We start from the raw sequence: 20040 nt of genomic DNA on the forward strand, positions 1-20040 counted from the left end.
TCAGCATAGCGGTAAAGCGCCAGGACAGGCAGGTTTGCCTGAACACGACCTGTAATACGACACAGCCACCCGGGAGATTGTCTTTCCTCCGGGCACCGTCCACACTCTGCGGGCCAGCCAGGAAGCGGAGTTCAGAGTGCCCACGCCACGCCAGTTCAGCCAAAAGACCAGCACCAGCAACATGCTACGGCTCAAAACAAGCAGCGCCAATGCCCAGGCGCCCTATCGGGTCGACTTCATCCTGCTCGAACACTTCTCGATGGCCAGTTTCACGGTGGCCATGGACGTACTGGTCACGGCCAACCTGCTACGTGCCGACAGCTTCCGGTTCACCCCGCTGTCGCTGGACGGCGACCGGGTGCTCAGCGACCTGGGGCTGGAACTGGTGGCCACCGAGCTGTCCGCCGCGGCGCTGAAGGAGCTGGACCTGTTGGTGGTCTGTGGCGGCTTGCGCACACCACTCAAGTACCCGGAACTCGATCGCCTGCTGGACGATTGCGCGGCCCACGGCATGGCCTTGGGCGGCTTGTGGAACGGCGCCTGGTTCCTTGGCCGTGCCGGGGTGCTGGACGACTACGGTTGCAGCATCCACCCCGAGCAACGTGCCAGCCTGTCGGAGCGCAGCCCGCAAACCCGCATCACCCCGGCCAGCTTTACCCTCGACCGTGACCGCCTCAGCGCCGCCAGCCCCAATGGCGCCATGGAGCTGATGCTGGGCCTGGTACGCCGGCTGTATGGTGATGGCCTGGCCGAAGGCGTCGAGGAAATCCTGTCATTCTCCGGTGCGCGCTACCGCCAGGTGGGTCCTGGGGCGAAGAAGTCCATGAGCCTGCACCTGCGCACCATTGTCGAGCTGATGGAGAACAACCTCGAGGAAACCCTCAGCCTCGACCAGTTGGCCGCCTACAGCGGGCGCTCGCGGCGGCAGATCGACCGCCTGTTCCAGGCCCAGCTGGGCACGTCGCCCCGGCGCTATTACATGGAGCTGCGCATCACCAAGAGCCGCCGGCTGCTGCAGTATTCCGACCTGTCGGTGATGGAAGTGGCAGTGGCCTGCGGGTTTGTCTCGGTGTCGCACTTCAGCAAGTGCTATGCGGCGTATTTCGGCTACCCGCCGTCGCGCGAGCAACGGCTGGGCGAGTGACCGAGGCCCTTTGAGCCAGCCCAGGCGCTCGAGCAATCTCAGGTACGAGGCTCGAGCTGGATATACCGCAACACCGCATCACAGATCATGGCTTTGTGGCGCAGCTTTATTTGCTCATCAGACAGGTCGATCTGGAAGATCTCGCCAAAGGTATGGCGGTTCGACACCCGGTAGAAGCAGAACGAGCTCATCAGCATGTGCAGGTCGATGACCTCGATGCCGGCGCGGAACACGCCTTCCTGAACGCCACGGCGCAGGGTGTTGCCCAGGGCCTCCAGCACCAGGCTGCTCATTTCGCGAATGGCCGGCGACTGCTTGACGTACTCGCCATAGTGGATGTTTTCGGTGCAGATGATGCGCACGAAATCGACGTTGCGGTCATGGTGATCGAAGGTGAACTCCACCAGCCGGCGGATCGCCTGCTCAGCCGGTAACGACTCCAGGTCCAGGCTCTGTTCGGTCTTGCGGATATCCCCGTACAACTTCACCAGGCACTCGCAATACAGCTGCTCCTTGCTGCCGAAGTAGTAGTAGATCATGCGCTTGGAAGTGGCGGTGCGTTCGGCGATGGCGTCGACGCGGGCGCCGGCCAGCCCTTGCTGAACGAACTCGTTGATGGCGGCCTGGAGGATGTCCTCGCGTGTTTTCTCAGGGTTGTTCTTGCGCGTTTTGCGCACCCCTTCGGTTTCAGGCTGGCCGAGGCCGACTACGGAATCACTCATACCCACTCACAGGCTGTTTATTGGAATGCCGGGATTATCCGTTAGCGCGGCCATGCAGGGAAGCACGCTGTTGGTCGGGTAGCCATGATGCCTTGGGCTCAAGCAGCGCGGTCAGCCTGCGGGCACTGATCATCAGCCAGGCGCACAGTCAGTTACGCTGGGCAGTCGCAGTCGCAGTCGCGGGCGCCGGCGCGGGCGTCAGGCGCAGCACGCGGTTACGCCCACCTTCAGCGAGCAGATAACCCCCGATACCATCGGCGATAATCGCCTGCGGAGCCTTGAGGAAAGTCAGCACCGTTTGCTGGCTGCCATCGGCATCGATGCGCAGCAGGCGCGCACGGTGTGTGTTGTCCTCGCTGATCCATAGGCCACGTTGATCACAATACAAGAATGTAGGGTTACGCAGACCGTCGACCACCACCGGGTCGCTGCCATCGTCGGACAGGGAGCGGACCCTGCCATTGGCCTTTTCGGTGTACAGCAGGCGGCCGTCGCTGCAGCGGGTCAGGCCTTCGGTTTCGGTCAGGCCGGACCGCAGTACATCCAGCTGCCCGCTGCTCCAGTCATAGCGCATCAGGCGACCATTGCCCTTGCGGTCTTCGATGGCATAAAGATAGTTGCCTTCGTTCCAGAGGCCTTGCACGCTCTCGCCGTCGAACAGCCGGGTGACCTGGCCATCGCGGGACAGGCTGACAGGTGCCAGGCCACCTTCCTGGCTGAACACCCAGCCGCCCTGCGCCGCGACCATACCGTCGGGCTTGGACAGGTTATCGATCAGCACGACGCGCTCGCCCGTAGCCGTGATCTTGAGGATGCTGCCCCGGCCGTCATCCAGTTCACGGCTGACCAGCAGGCTGCCATCCGTTTGCGGTAACAGCGAGGCGGCTTTGGTTACGTCGCGATGCAACACCTCAACATCCCAGCCGGTAGCGGCCTGAACCGGGTAGAAACTCTGCCACGCGAAGAAGCCCAAGGTGGCCGCGAGCAGGCCGGAGGTAGCAGTCAAGGCGATGCGGGCGCTGCGCTTGCGCAGGATGTGCGGCATGAAGGGGCTCCTCGGAATCGTTGCGGATCCTAGCAAGCGAATGTGAAAAAAATGTCGAAAGCTGCACAAACGGGTGCTGCAGGACCCGCCGATCTCAGCCCATGGCGCCTCCAACAACGATAGGCACCCCGCTACTAAAAACAAAAGGATATAAAAATAACTAAACAATCTAACAAACTGGAATATATAAATTGAAAGCCAAACGCCACCTCCTTAGTCTGGGCAGATCGCCTCTCACCCGATTCAAGGAGCAATGCCTATGCCCAAACATGCCTTCTCCCCATTACGCCGTCTGCTGATCGGCGGTTTACTGGCCAGCGTCGCCAGCGCCCTGCTGCCCTGGTCCGAAGCCATTGCCGACGACGCCAGGACACTGCGCATCGGCTACCAGAAATTCAACAGCATCAACATCCTCAAAGGCAGCGGCGCCCTGGAAAAGGCCCTGGCACCGCAAGGTGTGAAGGTCAGCTGGCATGAGTTCGCCGCAGGCCCCCAGCTCCTGGAGGCACTGAGCACCGGCGCCATCGACCTCGGCCACGCAGCCGATGCCCCCTCGGTGTTCGCCCAGGCCGCCGGCAAGCCTGTGGTCTACCTGGCCGCCGAACAACCCTACCCACGCGGCATTGGCCTGGTCGTGCGCGAGCAGGACCACCTGGCCAGTGTGCAGGACCTGAAAGGCAAGCGCGTGGCCACCGGCCGCGGCTGGAATGCCCAATACCTGCTGGCCGTAGCCCTGCAGCAGGCTGGCCTCAGTTACAAGGACATTACCCCCGCCTACGTCAACAATGCCGCCGATGCCGTGGCCGCCCTGCAATCGGGCAGTGTGCAGGCCGTGACCCTGTGGGACCCGTTCCTCGCCGCCGCAGAAAGCCAGCCAGGGTTGAAAAACCTGCGCGACGGCAGCGGCCTGTCCAACAACCGCACCTTCTACCTGTCCACAGCCCGCTATGCCGACGAGCACCGTGCACTGCTGAAAACCTTCTTTGCCGAGCTGGGCAAAGTCAGCCAGTGGGCCAACGCCAAGCCTGCCGAAGTGGCCGCGCTGCTGGCACCGCAGCTGGGGATCAGCACCCAGGTGCTGGAAGTGGCCAGCGAACGGCGCAACTACAACGCCGTCGCTATCACCCCGCAGATCGTTGCCGAACAACAGAAGCTGGCGGACACCTTCCAGGGCCTGGGCCTGATTCCACGCAAGCTACAGGTGGCCGAAGCGGTCTACCCGGCTTCTGTGTTGCCTTGAACGGAGCGCGCTGACCATGCCTCGCCCGATCCGCTTCAACGCCTTCAGCATGAACGCTGCCAGCCACCAGTCCCCTGGGCTGTGGCGCCATCCGCGCAACACCAGTGTGGCGTTCAACCGCCTGAGCTACTGGACCGACCTGGCCCGCCTGCTCGAACGCGGCCTGTTCGACGCCCTGTTCATCGCCGATGTGCTGGGTATCTACGACGTCTATCAAGGCAGCCCGCAAGCCGCCCTGCGCGGTGGCGTGCAGGTGCCGGTCAATGATCCGCTGCTGCTGGTGCCGGCGATGGCCGGGGTGACCGAGCACCTGGGTTTTGGTGTCACCTTTTCGCTGACCTACGAACACCCCTACCCCTTCGCCCGGCGCATGTCCACGCTCGACCACCTGAGCAATGGCCGGGTCGGCTGGAACATCGTCACCGGGTATCTGGACAGCGCTGCGCGCAACCTCGGCCTGGCGCATCAACTGGGCCACGACCAACGCTATGACCTGGCCGAGGAATACCTGCAGGTGCTGTACAAGCTGTGGGAGAAAAGCTGGGACGACGACGCTGTGCTGCTGGAGCGTGAAAGCGGGCGCTATATCGAACCCTCGCGGGTACACCCGATCAACCATGTGGGCGAGCACTTCCAGGTGCCCGGCATGCACCTGTGCCAGCCGTCGCCGCAACGCACCCCGGTGTTGTTCCAGGCCGGTGCGTCGGCACGCGGCCAGCAGTTTGCCGCACGGCATGCCGAATGCGTGTTCATCAGCGGGCCGACGCCGACGGTGCTGCGCCGCTACGCCGACGGCATCCGCCAGGCCTGCGAAGCGGCCGGGCGTGGCCGTGACGAAGTGCTGATCTACGCCCAGGCGCTGTTGATTGTCGCCCCCACGCGGGAAGAAGCCGAGGCCCGCTTTAACGACTATCGCCGCTATGTCGACCTGGACGCTGCCCTGGCGCTGCTGTCAGGCTGGACCGGTATCGACTTCGCCGGCCTCGACCCCGATGCACCGATCGAGTACGTCGAGAACGATGCTGGCCGTGCTGCCCTGGCAGCCTTTACCGCCGCCGACCCCACTCGCCGCTGGACCGTACGCGAAGCCGCCGAGTTCGTTGGCCTGGGCGGTCGCGGCCCCGTGCTGATCGGCGCTGCCAGCGAGGTGGCCGACCAGCTGGAAACCTGGCTGGACCATACCGGCATCGACGGTTTCAACCTGACCTACGCCGTGCAACCGGACGACCTGGCCAATGTGGTCGACCAGCTGGTGCCCGAGCTGCAACGGCGCGGCCGCTACCCGCTGAGCTACACCGAGGGCCCCCTGCGCCACAAGCTGTTCGGCCGCGGCGGCAAGCTGCCCGAACGGCACGTTGGGCGCCAGGTCAGCATTCAGCGATCAAATACCGGGTATTCCAACATTTAATTTGTGGATGCCACGCACTCGACCCTATTCTGTGGCCACATCCCCTGCGCCGCACCGGCCGGTGCGGTTCAAGGCATGGGGAGAGAACAACAAGTCGAGATCGTCCATGTCGAACCATTCGTACTTCGCCCCCCACGGTGGGCACCCGGCTCAAACCGAGCTGCTGACTGACCGTGCCATGTTCACCGAAGCCTATGCCGTCATCCCTAAAGGCGTGATGCGTGACATCGTCACCAGCCACCTGCCCTTTTGGGACAAGATGCGCATGTGGGTCATCGCCCGCCCGCTAACCGGTTTTGCCGAAACGTTCTCCCAGTACATCGTCGAGCTGGCCCCGGAAGGCGGCAGCGAGCGCCCTGAGCTGGACGCCGATGCGGAAGCCGTGGTGTTCATCGTCGAAGGCGAACTGGACATCACCGTCGAAGGCAAACACCACACCCTGGTTCCTGGCGGCTACGCCTTCCTGGCCCCGGGCGCCGAGTGGAGCCTGCGTAACAACAGCAAGTCCAACGTCACCTTCCACTGGCTGCGCAAGCACTACCAGAAGGTTGAAGGCCTGGACGTACCGGAATCCTTCGTCACCCACCGCGACAACGCCACCGTCATCGAGATGCCGGGCACCGAAGGCCGCTGGAAAACCACCCGCTTTGTCGACATGGCCGACATGCGCCACGACATGCACGTGAACATCGTCACCTTCCAGCCCGGCGGTGTGATTCCGTTCGCAGAAACCCACGTGATGGAACACGGCCTGTACGTGCTGGAAGGCAAGGCAGTTTACCGCCTGAACCAGGACTGGGTCGAAGTGGAAGCCGGCGACTTCATGTGGCTGCGTGCCTTCTGCCCGCAAGCCTGCTACGCCGGCGGCCCAGGCAACTTCAGCTACCTGCTGTACAAGGACGTGAACCGTCACGTACACCTGACGCTGAACCCTAAGCGCTAAGCCCAGGCTGATGCCCGCAAGCCCGCCAACCTGGCGGGCTTTCTGTTTGCCGCACATACTGAAATACCCACCCCTGCAGGGTACCGGCCATGAACCGCTGCCTGCTGCTCGCGGCCTTGCTGCTGTGCGCCTCTGCCCTGGCCGCCGATGACTGGCACCTGGCCTACGACCGCGAAGGCATTCGCGTGTACCTGAAAGATGCAGGCGACTCGCCCTACCAGCAGTTTCGTGGTGTCAGCACCATGAAAGCCAGCGTGCGTACGCTCACTGACCTGCAGGATAACCTGCGGGTGGCCTGCAAGTGGCTGTACGCCTGTGACCAGATGCGCCTGCTGGATGTGGAGGGTGACAACACCTGGGTGTACCTGACCACTCAGCTGCCTTGGCCGGCGAGGCCACGGGACATTGTGCTTAAAGTGACCAGCGAACGCCTGGTCGACGGTACCCTGGTGCGCCACCTGAGCGCCGATCCCGATAGGATCCCCAGGGTTGACGGCCTGATCCGGGTAGAGCACCTGAGTGGCGTGTGGCAGATGAGACCGCTGGGTGACCGCGTGACCGAGGTGACCTACCAGTTGCAGGCCGCCCCTGCCGGGGATGTGCCGGGGTGGCTGGCCAACCGGTTTGTAGTGGATACACCGGTGGTGACGTTGCGTACGTTGCGAGCGGTGGCTGAGCGCCAACCTTGAAGTGCCGCCAGGCCGCAGACCGACTGCAGCAGGGCCAGCAGCTTTTCATGCAATACCCCTCTCTGGCTCAGCGGTCACATCTTGTAGGTCGACAGCAGGATGCTGGTCTCGGTGTTCTCGATATGCGGGATCGAGCGGATGGTGTTCAGCGCCCGGTCGAACGCTTCGAGGGTGTCGGCGCGCAGCTCTGCCATCAAGTCCCAGCGGCCATTGGTGGTGTGGATGGCCACCACATTGGGATGCCCGCGCAGCGCGTGCTTGACCTCTGCGGCATGGTGGCCGCTGATGCCGATGCTGGTGATTGCCCGCACCCCCTGGTCCAGCGCATCGGAGCGCAGACGCACCGTATAACCGATGATCACACCCTGCTCTTCAAGCCGGGTGATGCGGTTATGCACCGTTGCCCTGGCCACCTTCAGCTTCTTCGCCAGGGTCAGCACCGGGGTACGTGCGTTGTCCCGCAACAGTGCAATCAGTTCCCGATCGATCGTGTCCATAAGCCTGCCAAATAATCAGATTGCTACGTTGGGTTGGCAGATTGTCCAGAAGCCTGACAAAACTGACAACCTGTATGCTTCCGATTGGCGCAACCTGTCATCAAAATGTTCATGCGGCTTCACTTCGATAATCTCAAGCGCTTACCCCGCACTGCTGGGCAAGCGCACAATAAAAAGGTGCAAGAGCATGACGTATTTCATTGATGTTCCAACCATGTCGGACTTGGTGCATGACATTGGCGTAGCGCCGTTTATTGGCGAGCTTGCCGCTGCCCTGCGGGACGATTTCAAACGCTGGCAGGCGTTTGACAAGTCCGCGCGCGTTGCCAGCCACTCGGAAGTGGGCGTGATCGAACTGATGCCGGTCGCCGACAAAAGCCGCTATGCCTTCAAATACGTCAACGGCCACCCGGCCAATACTGCACGCAACCTGCATACGGTGATGGCCTTCGGTGTACTGGCCGATGTCGACTCCGGTTACCCGGTGCTGCTGTCCGAACTGACCATCGCCACCGCCCTGCGCACCGCAGCGACTTCGCTGATGGCAGCCCAGGCACTGGCCCGCCCGAACGCGCGCAAGATGGCGCTGATCGGCAACGGCGCGCAAAGCGAATTCCAGGCCCTGGCCTTCCACAAGCACCTGGGCATCGAAGAAATCGTCGCCTACGACACCGACCCGCTGGCCACCGCCAAGCTTATCGCCAACCTCAAGGAATACAGCGGCTTGACCATCCGCCGGGCCAGCTCGGTAGCCGAGGCAGTGAAAGGCGTGGACATCATCACCACGGTAACGGCCGACAAGGCCTACGCCACCATCATTACCCCCGACATGCTGGAGCCCGGTATGCACCTGAACGCCGTGGGCGGTGACTGCCCAGGCAAAACCGAGCTGCACGCCGATGTGCTGCGCAACGCACGGGTGTTCGTCGAGTACGAGCCACAAACCCGTATCGAAGGTGAGATCCAGCAGCTGCCGGCGGACTTTCCGGTGGTCGACCTGTGGCGCGTGCTGCGCGGTGAAACCGAGGGCCGCCAAAGCGACAGCCAGATCACTGTGTTCGATTCGGTGGGCTTCGCCCTCGAAGACTACACCGTACTACGGTACGTACTACAGCAAGCCGAAAAGCGCGGGATGGGTGCCAAGATCGACCTGGTGCCGTGGGTTGAGGACGACCCGAAAGACCTGTTCAGCCACACCCGAGGCCGCGCTGGCAAAAGCCGCATCCGACGGGTTGCCTGACATTGAATCGGTTTAGTCGAACGTGTGGGAGCAGGCATGCCCGCTAAGCAGGCTGCACGGTGCATGGCACGGGCTTAGCCCGTGCTCGCCGGAAAAGCCCACAGTGATCGCACTGGCGTTGGGTCGTGTTCAAGCGCATTTCCCACTGACCGTCAGATCCCACCGCCCGCCAGCAACTGCGTCATCACCTCAGCCAACGCCTTGACCATCACATCCGCCGTCGGCCGGTGCACGATGACGATCTCATAGCTGTCGACCTCCGGCAGCCCTTGCCCGGCCCCCAGCACCCTGTGCTCGCTGGTGGCCGCCCTGGGTGGCAGCAGGCTGATACCCATGCCATCGGCGACCGCAGCCTGGATGCCACTGAGGCTGGAACTGGTAAAGCTGATGCGCCAGCGCCGCCCCATGCCTTCGATGGCGTTGATCATGTCCTCGCGGTACAGGCCGCGTGGCGGAAAGGTGACCAACGGGATCGGGTCCAGCTCGAAGGCAGGCGTGTGTGCGCTGTCGATCCACTGCAGACGCTCTGGCCAACAGGCCACGCCCTCACGGCTGTTGCGTCGCTGCTTGAGCAGCACCAGGTCAAGTTCGCCATTGTCATAGGCCTGGCTCAGGTCACGGCACAAGCCGCTGGTCACTTCGAGCTTCACCTGTGGGTGCAGCCGGCTGAATGCCGACAGCGCATTGGTGGTACGCCCGCCCACGAAGTCCTCGGGCACACCAAGCCGTACCGTGGTGCCCACCATCGCCCCGGCCAGGGCTTCAAGCATCTGATCGTTCAGGGCCAGCATGTGCCGGGCATAGCCGAGCAAGGTCTGCCCGGCGTCGGTCGGCAGCACATCACGGTTGCCTCGCACCAGCAGGCGGTGGCCAACCATGTCTTCCAGGCGGCGCACTTTCTGGCTGATCGTCGACTGGGTCGAATGCAGCCGCGCGGCAGCGGTGGTGAAGCTGCCGCAGTCGGCCACCACGACAATGGCGCGCAGCAGGTCGAGGTCGAACAGAGCCCTATTCGATTTCACGCTGATAGACATCTAGATATTCAACGACTGAATGGCAAGTCTGCGTTCTATCACGGCTAGTCACCGAGGGCCACTCCTTCCCGCCGAGGATCGGCACCGCCTGACCAACCCTCGCCGCTGCGCTGGATGATCTGCATGCCGCTGGTCATGGTCATCGGTGTCACCTCATGGCCCCAGGCTGCCAACTGGCGGATCAGCGCCGGGCTGCTCAGCCCTGCTTCCACTTCGGTGCCGGCATTGCGGCTGCCGAAGTTGGGCAGGCCCGCGGCCTGTTGCGGGTCGAGCTGCCAATCCAGCAGGCCGACCAGTGCCTTGTTCACGTAACCGATGATTTGCGAACCACCCGGCGAACCGACGCTCGCGACAAACTCGCCCGTGGCACGCGAGAACACCAATGTCGGCGCCATGGCCGACAGCGGCCGTTTGCCCGGCTGCACCCGATTGGCCACAGGCTTGCCGTGCTCGTGGGGGATGAACGAGAAGTCGGTCAGCTGATTGTTGAGCAGGAAGCCCTTGACCATCAGGTGCGAGCCAAATGCGGCCTCCACCGAGGTGGTCATGGCCAGGGCCTGGCCGCTGTCATCCACCGCACTGAGGTGAGAGGTGGAGATGCGCAGTGGCGAGCGGTCGGGCGCAAGCGCCAAGTCCGCTCCTTGCGGCTGGCCCGGGCGGGCGCGCTTCATGCTGTGCTCGCCGATCAGCGCCGCGCGGCTGGCCAGATAAGCAGAATCGGTCAGGGCCTTGACCGGGACGGGCACGTAGTCATTGTCGGCCAGGTACTGAGCGCGGTCGGCGTAGGCCAGGCGCTCGGCCTCGGCGATCAGGTGCACGGCCAAGGGCGGGGCTTCCAGGCGGGCCGGGGACGAGGTGACCAGCGGTCGCAGCGCTGCCAGGTCGCGTTGCGGCGCGGTGCGCTGCACGGCTTCGAGCAGGCCCAAGGTCTGCAGCACAGTCACCGCACCCGAGGAGGGTGGCGGCATGCCGCATATTTGCCAGGCCTTGTAGGGACCGCACAACGGCTCGCGCTCCTTGGCCTGGTACTGCTGCAAGTCCTGCAGCGACAGATACCCGGCATTGGCATGGCCACGCACCGTGGCGACGATGGCTTCGGCCATTTCACCGCTGTAGAACACCTCGGGCCCCTGTGCGGCGATCTGCTCCAAGGTATGGGCCAACTCAGGGTTGCGCAGGATCGTACCCACGGCCAACGGCCTACCCTGTTCATCCAGGAAGTAACGGGCCATTGCGGGTGAACGGGCAATGTAGGGGTCCCCGGCCAGTAGCGTGTGCAGGCGCTCGGAAACCGCGAAGCCGTTGCGTGCCAAGGCGATGGCCGGGGCGAACAGGTCGTGCCAGGGCAACTTGCCGTGCTGCTCGTGGGCCTGTTTCAGGGCACGCAGCACCCCGGGCACGCCCACCGAACGCCCACCGATCTGCGCCACCCGGAACGGCATGGGTGTGCCATCGGCTTGCAGGAACAGTTTTTCCGTCACCGCCGCAGGTGCTGCCTCACGCCCGTCGAATGCCTGCACGCGCTTGCCATCCCAGTACAGGATGAACGCCCCGCCACCGATCCCACTGGACTGCGGCTCGACCAGTGTCAGCACCATTTGCATGGCGATGGCGGCGTCAATCGCACTGCCGCCGGCACGCAACATCGCCCGGCCCGCTTCACTGGCCAGCGGGTTGGCTGCGGCAACCATGTGCCGGCTGGCGTGCACCGGCTGCAAACCGCTGCGGTAGCCGGAGGCCAGTTCCGGTGGCGTGGGCAATACCTGGTCGGCGCCGGCCCAGTTACTGGTAACCAGCAGGCACAGAGCGCCGATCAGCGGGGTGGGATATTTCATCGTCATGCATCCTGCCATCACCTATTCAGCGAAGCACTGTCGGTCATACACAGTCTCGACTTCAAGCCTTGGTGTAATTACCGGCAAGCCATTCGCTGACCAATGCAGCCCTCGCTCCCTGCATGAGTGCCAGGTTTGCGCAATGACGGATCAGGTCACTTCTTCGAACGGCAGCCCCACATAGTTCTCGGCAATGTTCACCAGCCCCGCCGGCGAGGTCAGGAAGTACTCGCGGTCAGCTTCCTGCATCTTCTGGTCCCAAGCGTCCTTGTGGCTACCGAAGTCATGCAGCAGTTGGGTCATGAACCAGCTGAAGCGCTCGCCCTTCCACACGCGGCGCAGGGCCAGCGGCGAGTATTGCGCAAGCAGGTCGACGCGCCCTTCGTGGTACACCTTGACCAGAATGCGGTACAGGTAGTTGACGTCCGAGGCCGCCAGGTTAAGGCCTTTGGCACCCGTAGGGGGGACGATGTGCGCCGCGTCACCCACCAGGAACAGGTGACCATACTGCATGGGTTCGACCACCAGGCTACGCAGTGGCGCAATGCTTTTTTCCAACGCGGGGCCTGTGACCAGGTCCGCCGCCACCTCGGCGGGCAAACGGGCTTTCAGTTCGTCCCAGAAACGCTCGTCAGACCACTCCTCGACCCGATCCTGCAAAGGTACCTGCAGGTAGTAGCGGCTGCGTGTTTGCGAGCGTTGGCTACACAACGCGAAACCGCGCACATGGTGGGCGTAGATCAGCTCGTGATTGACCGGCGGTGTGTCCGACAGCAGGCCCAGCCAGCCAAACGGGTAAACCCGTTCATACTGCTTCAGCACGCCCTCCGGGATGCTCTGCCGCGAGATGCCGTGGAAGCCGTCGCAGCCGGCGATATAGTCGCAGTCAACCCGCTGCACCCGGCCATCCTTTTCGAACGTCAGGTAGGGCTTCTCGCCTTTCAATTCATGCGGCTGAACGTTGGCGGCTGAATAGATGATCGGCGCACCACTGGCTTCACGGGCCCGCATCAGGTCACGGGTGACCTCGGTCTGGCCGTAGACCATCACCGTCTTGCCACCGGTCAGCGCCTTGAGGTCCAGGCGTTGACGGCGCCCGCCAACCAGCAGCTCGACCCCCTCGTGCACCAGGCCTTCACGGTCCATGCGCTCGGCCACGCCGGCCTCGCGCAGCAGGTCGACCGTGCCTTGCTCCAGCACCCCGGCGCGGATGCGGCCTAGTACGTACTCGGCGGTCTGGCGTTCGACGATGATGTTGTCGATACCGGCCTTGTGCAGCAGCTGGCCCAGCAGCAGGCCAGACGGACCTGCACCAATAATTGCAACCTGAGTTTTCATTGTTGTTGTCTCTGTTCGGACGATACCGGCCTGGGACTGGCAGCGGGGCGGCATCTGCTGTTAGGGTTTGCCATTGCATTTTTACTGGCAGAAAACGCCGTTTAAGTGTGCTATTCCATAAAAAACCTGCACTTTTACGAAAAGCGTTCGATTAACGGACAGGCCAACCCAGATGAAATCCACCCTCCCCGGCGTTCCGTTGTTCAAGCTGTATGGCGAAAATCAGGCCTGGCCCGGCACCGACCTGCTGCACTGCGAGTCGATCCCGGCACGCAGCCGCCTGCATCACTGGGAGATCAAGCCGCACCAGCATGCCGAGCTGTTCCAGCTGCTGTATGTACAGCGTGGCCAGGCCCAGGTGGAGATCGAGGGCGTGCGCAGTGCCATCGGCGAAGCGGCGATCCAGGTCGTGCCACCGATGACCGTGCATGGCTTTCGCTTCAGCGCCGATATCCAGGGCTATGTCCTGACCTTTGGTACTGCCCTTGTAGCGAACCTGGAACAGCGCCTGGGCGCGCCACTGACGGTGCTGGCACAGCCTGCGTGTTATCCGTTGGGCCATGACCGCGTGCACCTGCGCAGCCTGGTCGACACCTTGCAGCGGGAGTACCAAGGCAATGCCCCGGCACGCGCCGCGATGCTGGAAGCGTTGGTGACCGCGCTGATGGTGTGGATCAGCCGCCGTCAGCAGCAAGGGCAGGCACCGCGTAACCGTGATGAACGTGACCGCCTGTTGCTGGGGCAATACTTGCGCTTGGTCGAAGCGCATTACCGCGAGCATCTGTCGGTTGAAGACTTTGCCGCGCGGCTGAATATTCCGAGTTTGCAACTGAACCAGCTGTGCCGGGCACTGAGCGGTCAGACTGCATTGCAGGTGGTGCACCAGCGGTTGTTGCTGGAGGCGCGACGCAACCTTATTTACACGCGGATGAGCATTGGGCAGTTGTCGGATAGCCTGGGGTTTACCGACCCGACCTACTTCGCCCGGTGGTTCAAGCGCTTGAGTGGGCAAACGCCCAATGCGTATCGCAGATCAGGGTTGTCGGAATAATCCTTGGCGGCCTCTTCTTGACGTATACGTCAACCTGCCCTCAGGATATCCGCATACCCCACGCCGAGCCCGAGCATGAGCACTCAGACCTACAGCATCTCCGACCTGTCCCGCGAACTGGACATCACCACCCGCGCTATCCGCTTCTACGAAGAACAGGGCCTGCTCAGCCCTGAGCGTCGTGGCCTGGAACGTATCTACTCACCGCGCGACAAGGTCAGCCTGAAGCTCATCCTGCGCGGCAAGCGCATTGGCTTTTCCCTGGCCGAGTGCCGCGAGTTGATCGAACTGTACGACCCCACCAGCGGCAACCTCAAACAGCTCAACAGCATGCTGGCGAAGATTGCCGAGCGCCGCGCCCAGCTGGAGCAGCAGATGCTGGACATTCACCAGATGCAACTGGAACTGGACACCGCCCAGGAGCGCTGCGAACAAGCCCTGGCCGCCACCCTGAACAACAAAGACAACCGCTGAACGCCACAGGAAACCCGCCATGTCCTTGCCCAAACACGTCCGCCTGGTCGAAGTCGGCCCCCGCGACGGCCTGCAGAACGAAGCCCAGCCCATCAGCGTCGCCGACAAGGTACGCCTGGTCAACGACCTCACCGAAGCGGGCCTGGCCTATATAGAAGTGGGCAGTTTCGTGTCCCCCAAGTGGGTGCCACAGATGGCCGGCTCTGCCGAGGTATTCGCCGGCATCCAGCAGCGCCCCGGTGTGACGTATGCCGCACTGGCGCCGAACCTGCGCGGTTTCGAGGACGCCCTGGCTGCCGGGGTCAAGGAAGTAGCGGTGTTCGCTGCCGCCTCCGAAGCGTTCTCGCAACGCAACATCAATTGTTCGATCAGCGAAAGCCTCAAGCGCTTCGAACCCATCATGGACGCTGCGCGCAGCCACGGCGTGCGCGTGCGCGGGTATGTGTCATGTGTGCTTGGCTGCCCTTACGAGGGCAAGGTCAGCGCCGAGCAGGTGGCCCCGGTGGCCCGCGCCCTGCACGACATGGGCTGCTACGAGGTCTCGCTGGGTGACACCATTGGCACCGGCACCGCAGGCGACACCCGACGCCTGTTCGAGGTGGTGTCGGCCCAGGTACCGCGCGAGCAGTTGGCCGGACACTTCCATGACACTTACGGCCAGGCCTTGGCCAACGTCTATGCCAGCCTGCTCGAGGGCATCAGCGTATTCGACAGCTCGGTAGCCGGGCTGGGCGGCTGCCCTTACGCCAAGGGTGCTACCGGCAATATCGCCAGTGAAGACGTTGTGTACCTGCTGCAGGGGCTTGGCATTGAAACCGGCATCGACCTGGGCCGGCTGATAGCCGCCGGCCAGCGCATCAGCGGCGTGCTGGGCCGCGACAACGGGTCGCGGGTAGCACGGGCGTGCAGCGCACAATAGGTCACACCGGTGTCACATTGGTGTGGGTGAAGTGTTACCTCCCGCACATTTCACAGCAAAAAATCGGGTAACAGGGAAACAAATCGGCAGAATTTCAGGCTGGGCGGTGTCGACAAAAATTCTTAAATCATTGATTTTAAAGGGTTTTTAAAAGTTGGCACGCACCCTGCTATATCTCTGGTACAAGAACAAAAAAAACGCGATACCCAATAAAAACAACAGGTAACGGCTCTGACATAACAAGAACAACACGGCAGAGGCGTAGCAAGCAGATTTTTTTGGAGTCGACACGCTTTTCAGGGGTTCGCCCCGCGGTCTGGCACAGAACAATAAAACTACCTCAAGGTAGCGGCAGCCAGGTTCGGATCAGCAATGATGAAAGCAGGTCAGCGCTCAAAAAAATACGTTTGCTCTTGACCCCGCATGGGGGTCGCCCGCAACACCAGGACAAGCCGACAAAAACAACAAAAGGCCGGTCCCAATAATAAAAAAAGAGCAGGCAACAACGCTTTGAGGGGAGCTTCGGCTCCCCTCAGTGCTTCCTGCCCTCTTCCTCCTTCTGCTTCTCCTCATCTTGTCCTTCGACCTTCTCCACCAGCAACGGCATCGTGCCCAGTACCAGCAGGGCCAGTACCGTGCTGATCAGCGCCGTGGCTTCGCGCCCCATGCCAGCCGCCGTGCCAATGGCAGCCGTCATCCATAGCCCGGCAGCGGTCGTCAGGCCCTTCACATGGCTGGTGTCCTGGCCGTTACCCTTCAGAATGGTACCCGCACCGAGAAAACCGATACCGGCAACGATGCCCTGGATCACCCGACTGAGTGCCTGTTCATCGGCCCCCGCCATACTGGGCGCCAGCACGAACAGGGCGGCCCCCAGCGACACCAGCATGTGGGTACGCACCCCGGCAGACTTGCCCTTGTGTTCGCGCTCGAAGCCCAGTACTGCGCCGAGCACAGCAGCCATCAGCAAGCGCACAAGGATTTGCGTGACCTCGCGCTCATCGGTGACATCGGCGAATTCCGCCTGGATTGCTTGCCAGATGACGTCCATCGCAGTTGTGTCCCCTGCTTGAGCTTCATGAATCCGCCCGCCACGTCAGCAGGCCTGCCCTCTGCAAGGTTGACCGTCACACGTACTGCAAAGTGCCGCTCAGCTTGCTGATGCAGCAACTGGCCCCTGACCGCGGTCCACCCTGTAATCACCCCGGGAGGACCCCACCATGCCCATTGAAATCGACGAAACCACCCGCCGCTGCACACTGATCGGCGAAGGCCTGCGCATCGAGGGCGAAGGCCCGGATATCGAGATCATCACCGACGAACAGTTGCGTATGTCGGTGGCCATACTGGCCGGCCAACGCGTGCCCATTACCGAAACCGAGGCCGATGCACTGACCGTGGCGGGTGCGGTGGATAGCCGCAGGCATCTGAAGGCCAGCGCGCCAGGCTCGGTGATATGAGGCTTGGCGGGGCCATGCGGCAAATCTGATATGGTTTTTATCGTAAAATCTGAACCTGTGCTGATAACAGCTTCAGCGCCATAGTGCTCATGCCTGATCGAGGCCTGATGAGCACCGAACCATGAACGATAGAATCCCTTTTACAGAGATCGCCACCGCCCCAGCCAACATCCAAGCGCGACGCACCGACAGCGGCATCCAGACCCGCAGCTTTACCGGGCTTTACCGTAACCTGCGCATCGGCTTTGCCGGCGCCCTGTTCGTACTGTTCTTCGGCACGGCCTGGCTGAACTGGAACGGCCGCCAGGCCGTACTGTGGGACCTGGGAAACAGCAAGTTCCACATCTTCGGCGCCACCTTCTGGCCACAGGACTTCATCCTGCTGTCGGCGTTGCTGATCATCTGTGCCTTTGGCCTGTTCGCCATCACCGTCTACGCCGGGCGCGTCTGGTGCGGTTACAGTTGCCCACAAAGCACCTGGACCTGGCTATTCATGTGGTGCGAAAAGGTTACCGAGGGGGACCGCAACCAGCGCATCAAGCTGGCCGCGGCGCCCTGGAGCCTGAACAAACTGGCCCGTCGCACGCTCAAACACAGCCTGTGGTTGGCCATTGGCGTGCTCACGGGGCTGACCTTCGTCGGCTACTTCACCCCGATCCGGCCACTGGCCGCAGAATTGCTCACCTTGCAACTGGGCGGTGTGGCACTGTTCTGGGTGCTGTTCTTCACGGCCGCTACCTACATCAATGCCGGCCTGCTGCGTGAAGCGGTGTGCCTGCACATGTGCCCGTATGCGCGCTTCCAGAGCGTGATGTTCGACAAGGACACCCTGGCGGTCGCTTACGACCCGCGTCGTGGCGAGGCCCGTGGTCCGCGCAAGAAAGGCAGTGATGTCGGTGCCCAGGGACTGGGTGACTGCATCGATTGCACCCTGTGCGTGCAGGTGTGCCCCACCGGCATCGACATCCGTGATGGCTTGCAGATGGCTTGCATCGGCTGTGCCGCGTGCATCGACGCCTGTGACGGGGTAATGGACAAGATGGGTTACGCCCGCGGCCTGATTGGCTACAAGTCCGAGCACAGCCTGCAAGGCGGTACCACGCACTGGCTGCGCCCGCGCCTGTTGGGCTACGCTGCCGCACTGCTGGTCATGATCGGGGCACTGGTGGTGGCCCTGCAGATGCGCCCGATGGTATCGCTGGATGTGATCAAGGACCGCGGCCTGTTCCGTGAAAACGCCCAAGGCCAGATCGAGAACATTTACCTGCTCAAGGTCATCAACAAGACCGAACGTACCCAGCACTATCAATTGCGCCTGCTGGACGCTGACGGTTTCACCCTGCAGGGCAGTAGCGCACTGGTCATCCCAGCTGGCGAAATGAGCGAACTGCCGGTGTCGGTGGCAATGCTCGCCGAGCGCCCGACCAGCAGCTCGCAGGCGCTGAGCTTTGAAATCAGCGAGCGTGACGACCCCGCTATCCGCAGCGTGGCGCATAGTCGCTTCGTCGCCCCCATGAACCGCTGATCCCTTACACTCACGCCACCTTGCCTGCCAGGCTTGAACAGAAGGCCAGAATGAAACGCTACGAACGCTTCGCCGATGACATTGCCGAACTGATCCGCTCCGGGGTGCTGGGCCCCGGCCAGCGCGTGCCGTCCGTGCGCTACGCCAGCCAGACCCACGGGGTCAGCCCGTCTACCGTGTTCCAGGCCTATTACCTGCTGGAACGCCGCGGGCTGATCCGCGCCCGGCCGCGCTCCGGGTATTTCGTCAACGCCCACGTGCCGCGTCAGTTCAGCGAGCCGCAGGCGCTGCAGCCGGTGAGCGAGTCTACCGATGTCGACGTCAGCGCCTTGGTATTTTCGATCCTCGACTCGATCAAGGACCCCAACACCATTGCCTTCGGCTCAGCCTTTCCCAGCCCTGAGCTGTTCCCGCTGCAACGCCTGTCGCGCTCACTGGCCAGTGCCAGCCGCAGCATGGACCCGCGCATGGTGGTGACCGATCTGTCCCCCGGCAACCCGCAGCTGCGCCGGCAGATCGCCCTGCGCTACATGGTCGGTGGGCTGATGCTGCCGATGGAAGAGCTGCTGATCACCAACGGCGCACTGGAGGCCCTGAACCTGTGCCTGCAGGCCGTGACCCAGCCGGGCGACCTGGTCGCCATCGAGGCCCCGGCCTTCTATGCCTGCCTGCAGGTGCTGGAGCGGCTCAAGCTCAAGGCCGTGGAAATCCCCGTGCACCCGCGCGAGGGCATGGACCTGGGGGTGCTGGCGCAGACCCTGGAAAAGCACCCGGTAAAGGCCGTGTGGTGCATGACCAATTTCCAGAACCCGGTGGGTGCAAGCATGCCGGAGGCCAAGAAACAGGCCTTGGTGGAGTTGCTGGCGCGCCATCAGGTGCCGTTGATCGAAGACGATGTATACGCCGAGCTGTACTACTCGCAACAGGCGCCCAAACCCGCCAAGGCCTTCGACACTCAGGGCCTGGTCATGCACTGCGGCTCGTTCGCCAAAAGCCTGGCACCGGGCTATCGCATTGGCTGGGTGGCCGCCGGGCGCTTTGCGCAGAAGATCGAGCGGTTGAAACTGATGACCTCCCTGTGTGCCTCCATGCCGGCTCAGGCGGCCATCGCCGACTACCTGCAACACGGCGGCTACGACCGCCACCTGCGCAAGCTGCGCTACGCGCTGGAGGGCCAGCAGGCCAACATGCTGGCAGCCATCGCCCGCCACTTCCCGGCGCAGACACGGGTCAGCCAGCCCTCCGGCGGCTACTTCCTGTGGCTGGAACTGCCCGAGCAGATGGACGCCCTCAAGCTGTTCCACATGGCCCTGGCCCAAGGCATCAGCATCGCCCCTGGGCCGATCTTTTCGCCCACCCGACGCTTTGGCAATTGCATCCGCCTGAACTACGGCAGCCCCTGGCATGACGGCGCCGAACAGGCCATGGAAACCCTCGGGCGGATCATTCGCTCGTTCTGATAGCGAGGGGCCCGAG

General features: G+C 62.9%; 19 protein-coding genes. 12 read left to right on the plus strand and 7 right to left on the minus strand.

All coding sequences use genetic code 11. The annotated features are described in order from the left end of the window. The first annotated feature begins 136 nt into the window (after positions 1-136). Complete coding sequence (locus KW568_RS16770) at positions 137-1144, plus strand: GlxA family transcriptional regulator (protein ID WP_004577025.1); 1008 nt, start codon at positions 137-139, stop codon at positions 1142-1144. A gap of 38 nt (positions 1145-1182) precedes the next feature. Here the strand turns inward: KW568_RS16770 and KW568_RS16775 are convergent, their stop codons facing one another. After that, positions 1183-1866, minus strand: coding sequence for a TetR/AcrR family transcriptional regulator (locus KW568_RS16775; protein WP_004577026.1), 684 nt, complete (start codon positions 1864-1866; stop codon positions 1183-1185). Positions 1867-2014: 148 nt separating this feature from the next. Beyond that, entirely contained in the window at positions 2015-2911 is an 897-nt protein-coding gene (locus KW568_RS16780; RefSeq protein WP_004577027.1) for a hypothetical protein, read from the minus strand. A 259-nt stretch (positions 2912-3170) separates the two neighbouring features. Here KW568_RS16780 and KW568_RS16785 point away from each other — a divergent pair, with 259 nt between their 5' ends. From KW568_RS16785 to KW568_RS16800, 4 genes are all read left to right on the plus strand, one after another. After that, the gene (locus tag KW568_RS16785) at positions 3171-4151 is read left to right on the plus strand and encodes an aliphatic sulfonate ABC transporter substrate-binding protein (RefSeq protein ID WP_004577028.1); all 981 of its coding nucleotides are present in this window, start codon (positions 3171-3173) and stop codon (positions 4149-4151) included. A 16-nt stretch (positions 4152-4167) separates the two neighbouring features. Then, a complete protein-coding gene (locus KW568_RS16790) occupies positions 4168-5559 on the plus strand; it encodes an LLM class flavin-dependent oxidoreductase (protein WP_004577029.1) in 1392 nt (463 codons plus the stop codon). Between the two features lie 106 nt (positions 5560-5665). Beyond that, positions 5666-6502: a bifunctional allantoicase/(S)-ureidoglycine aminohydrolase gene (locus KW568_RS16795; protein ID WP_003247865.1), complete on the plus strand. Its 837-nt coding sequence runs from the start codon at positions 5666-5668 to the stop codon at positions 6500-6502. An 89-nt stretch (positions 6503-6591) separates the two neighbouring features. Further along, a complete protein-coding gene (locus tag KW568_RS16800; RefSeq protein WP_004577030.1) occupies positions 6592-7191 on the plus strand; it encodes an START domain-containing protein in 600 nt (199 codons plus the stop codon). Positions 7192-7265: 74 nt separating this feature from the next. Here KW568_RS16800 and KW568_RS16805 read toward each other — a convergent pair whose 3' ends face one another. Next, positions 7266-7688: an Lrp/AsnC family transcriptional regulator gene (locus tag KW568_RS16805; RefSeq protein ID WP_003247861.1), complete on the minus strand. Its 423-nt coding sequence runs from the start codon at positions 7686-7688 to the stop codon at positions 7266-7268. Between the two features lie 187 nt (positions 7689-7875). Between KW568_RS16805 and KW568_RS16810 the strand changes: the two genes are divergently transcribed. Beyond that, the gene (locus KW568_RS16810; protein ID WP_004577031.1) at positions 7876-8928 is read left to right on the plus strand and encodes an ornithine cyclodeaminase; all 1053 of its coding nucleotides are present in this window, start codon (positions 7876-7878) and stop codon (positions 8926-8928) included. A gap of 152 nt (positions 8929-9080) precedes the next feature. Here KW568_RS16810 and KW568_RS16815 read toward each other — a convergent pair whose 3' ends face one another. The 3 genes from KW568_RS16815 to pobA all read right to left on the minus strand — a co-directional run bounded on the left by KW568_RS16815 (position 9081) and on the right by pobA (position 13135). Further along, on the minus strand, positions 9081-9962 hold the full coding sequence (locus KW568_RS16815; protein ID WP_004577032.1) for a LysR substrate-binding domain-containing protein: 882 nt from the start codon (positions 9960-9962) through the stop codon (positions 9081-9083). 44 nt (positions 9963-10006) lie between these two features. Next, a complete protein-coding gene (ggt, locus tag KW568_RS16820) occupies positions 10007-11797 on the minus strand; it encodes a gamma-glutamyltransferase (RefSeq protein ID WP_004577033.1) in 1791 nt (596 codons plus the stop codon). Between the two features lie 150 nt (positions 11798-11947). After that, positions 11948-13135: a 4-hydroxybenzoate 3-monooxygenase gene (gene pobA, locus KW568_RS16825; protein WP_004577034.1), complete on the minus strand. Its 1188-nt coding sequence runs from the start codon at positions 13133-13135 to the stop codon at positions 11948-11950. Between the two features lie 172 nt (positions 13136-13307). On the opposite strand from pobA, the gene KW568_RS16830 reads away from it, so the two are divergent. The 3 genes from KW568_RS16830 to KW568_RS16840 all read left to right on the plus strand — a co-directional run bounded on the left by KW568_RS16830 (position 13308) and on the right by KW568_RS16840 (position 15579). Then, positions 13308-14186: a helix-turn-helix domain-containing protein gene (locus KW568_RS16830; protein WP_003247849.1), complete on the plus strand. Its 879-nt coding sequence runs from the start codon at positions 13308-13310 to the stop codon at positions 14184-14186. Between the two features lie 75 nt (positions 14187-14261). Beyond that, positions 14262-14660 carry a MerR family DNA-binding transcriptional regulator gene (locus KW568_RS16835; protein ID WP_003247847.1) on the plus strand — a complete coding sequence of 133 codons (399 nt, stop codon included), beginning with the start codon at positions 14262-14264 and terminating at the stop codon, positions 14658-14660. Between the two features lie 19 nt (positions 14661-14679). After that, a complete protein-coding gene (locus tag KW568_RS16840) occupies positions 14680-15579 on the plus strand; it encodes a hydroxymethylglutaryl-CoA lyase (protein WP_003247838.1) in 900 nt (299 codons plus the stop codon). A gap of 532 nt (positions 15580-16111) precedes the next feature. Here KW568_RS16840 and KW568_RS16845 read toward each other — a convergent pair. Then, positions 16112-16630 carry an MgtC/SapB family protein gene (locus KW568_RS16845; protein WP_003247836.1) on the minus strand — a complete coding sequence of 173 codons (519 nt, stop codon included), beginning with the start codon at positions 16628-16630 and terminating at the stop codon, positions 16112-16114. A 169-nt stretch (positions 16631-16799) separates the two neighbouring features. Here KW568_RS16845 and KW568_RS16850 point away from each other — a divergent pair, with 169 nt between their 5' ends. The 3 genes from KW568_RS16850 (at position 16800) to mapR (ending at position 20024) form a co-directional block, all read left to right on the plus strand. Further along, positions 16800-17039: a DUF3203 family protein gene (locus tag KW568_RS16850; protein WP_003247835.1), complete on the plus strand. Its 240-nt coding sequence runs from the start codon at positions 16800-16802 to the stop codon at positions 17037-17039. 121 nt (positions 17040-17160) lie between these two features. Continuing rightward, the gene (ccoG, locus tag KW568_RS16855; RefSeq protein ID WP_004577035.1) at positions 17161-18564 is read left to right on the plus strand and encodes a cytochrome c oxidase accessory protein CcoG; all 1404 of its coding nucleotides are present in this window, start codon (positions 17161-17163) and stop codon (positions 18562-18564) included. A gap of 50 nt (positions 18565-18614) precedes the next feature. Beyond that, the gene (gene mapR / locus KW568_RS16860) at positions 18615-20024 is read left to right on the plus strand and encodes a GntR family transcriptional regulator MpaR (protein WP_003247831.1); all 1410 of its coding nucleotides are present in this window, start codon (positions 18615-18617) and stop codon (positions 20022-20024) included. The last annotated feature ends 16 nt before the right edge of the window (positions 20025-20040 follow it).

Source organism: Pseudomonas sp. HD6515 (assembly GCF_024971855.1).
Classification (GTDB): Bacteria; Pseudomonadota; Gammaproteobacteria; order Pseudomonadales; family Pseudomonadaceae; genus Aquipseudomonas; species Aquipseudomonas alloputida.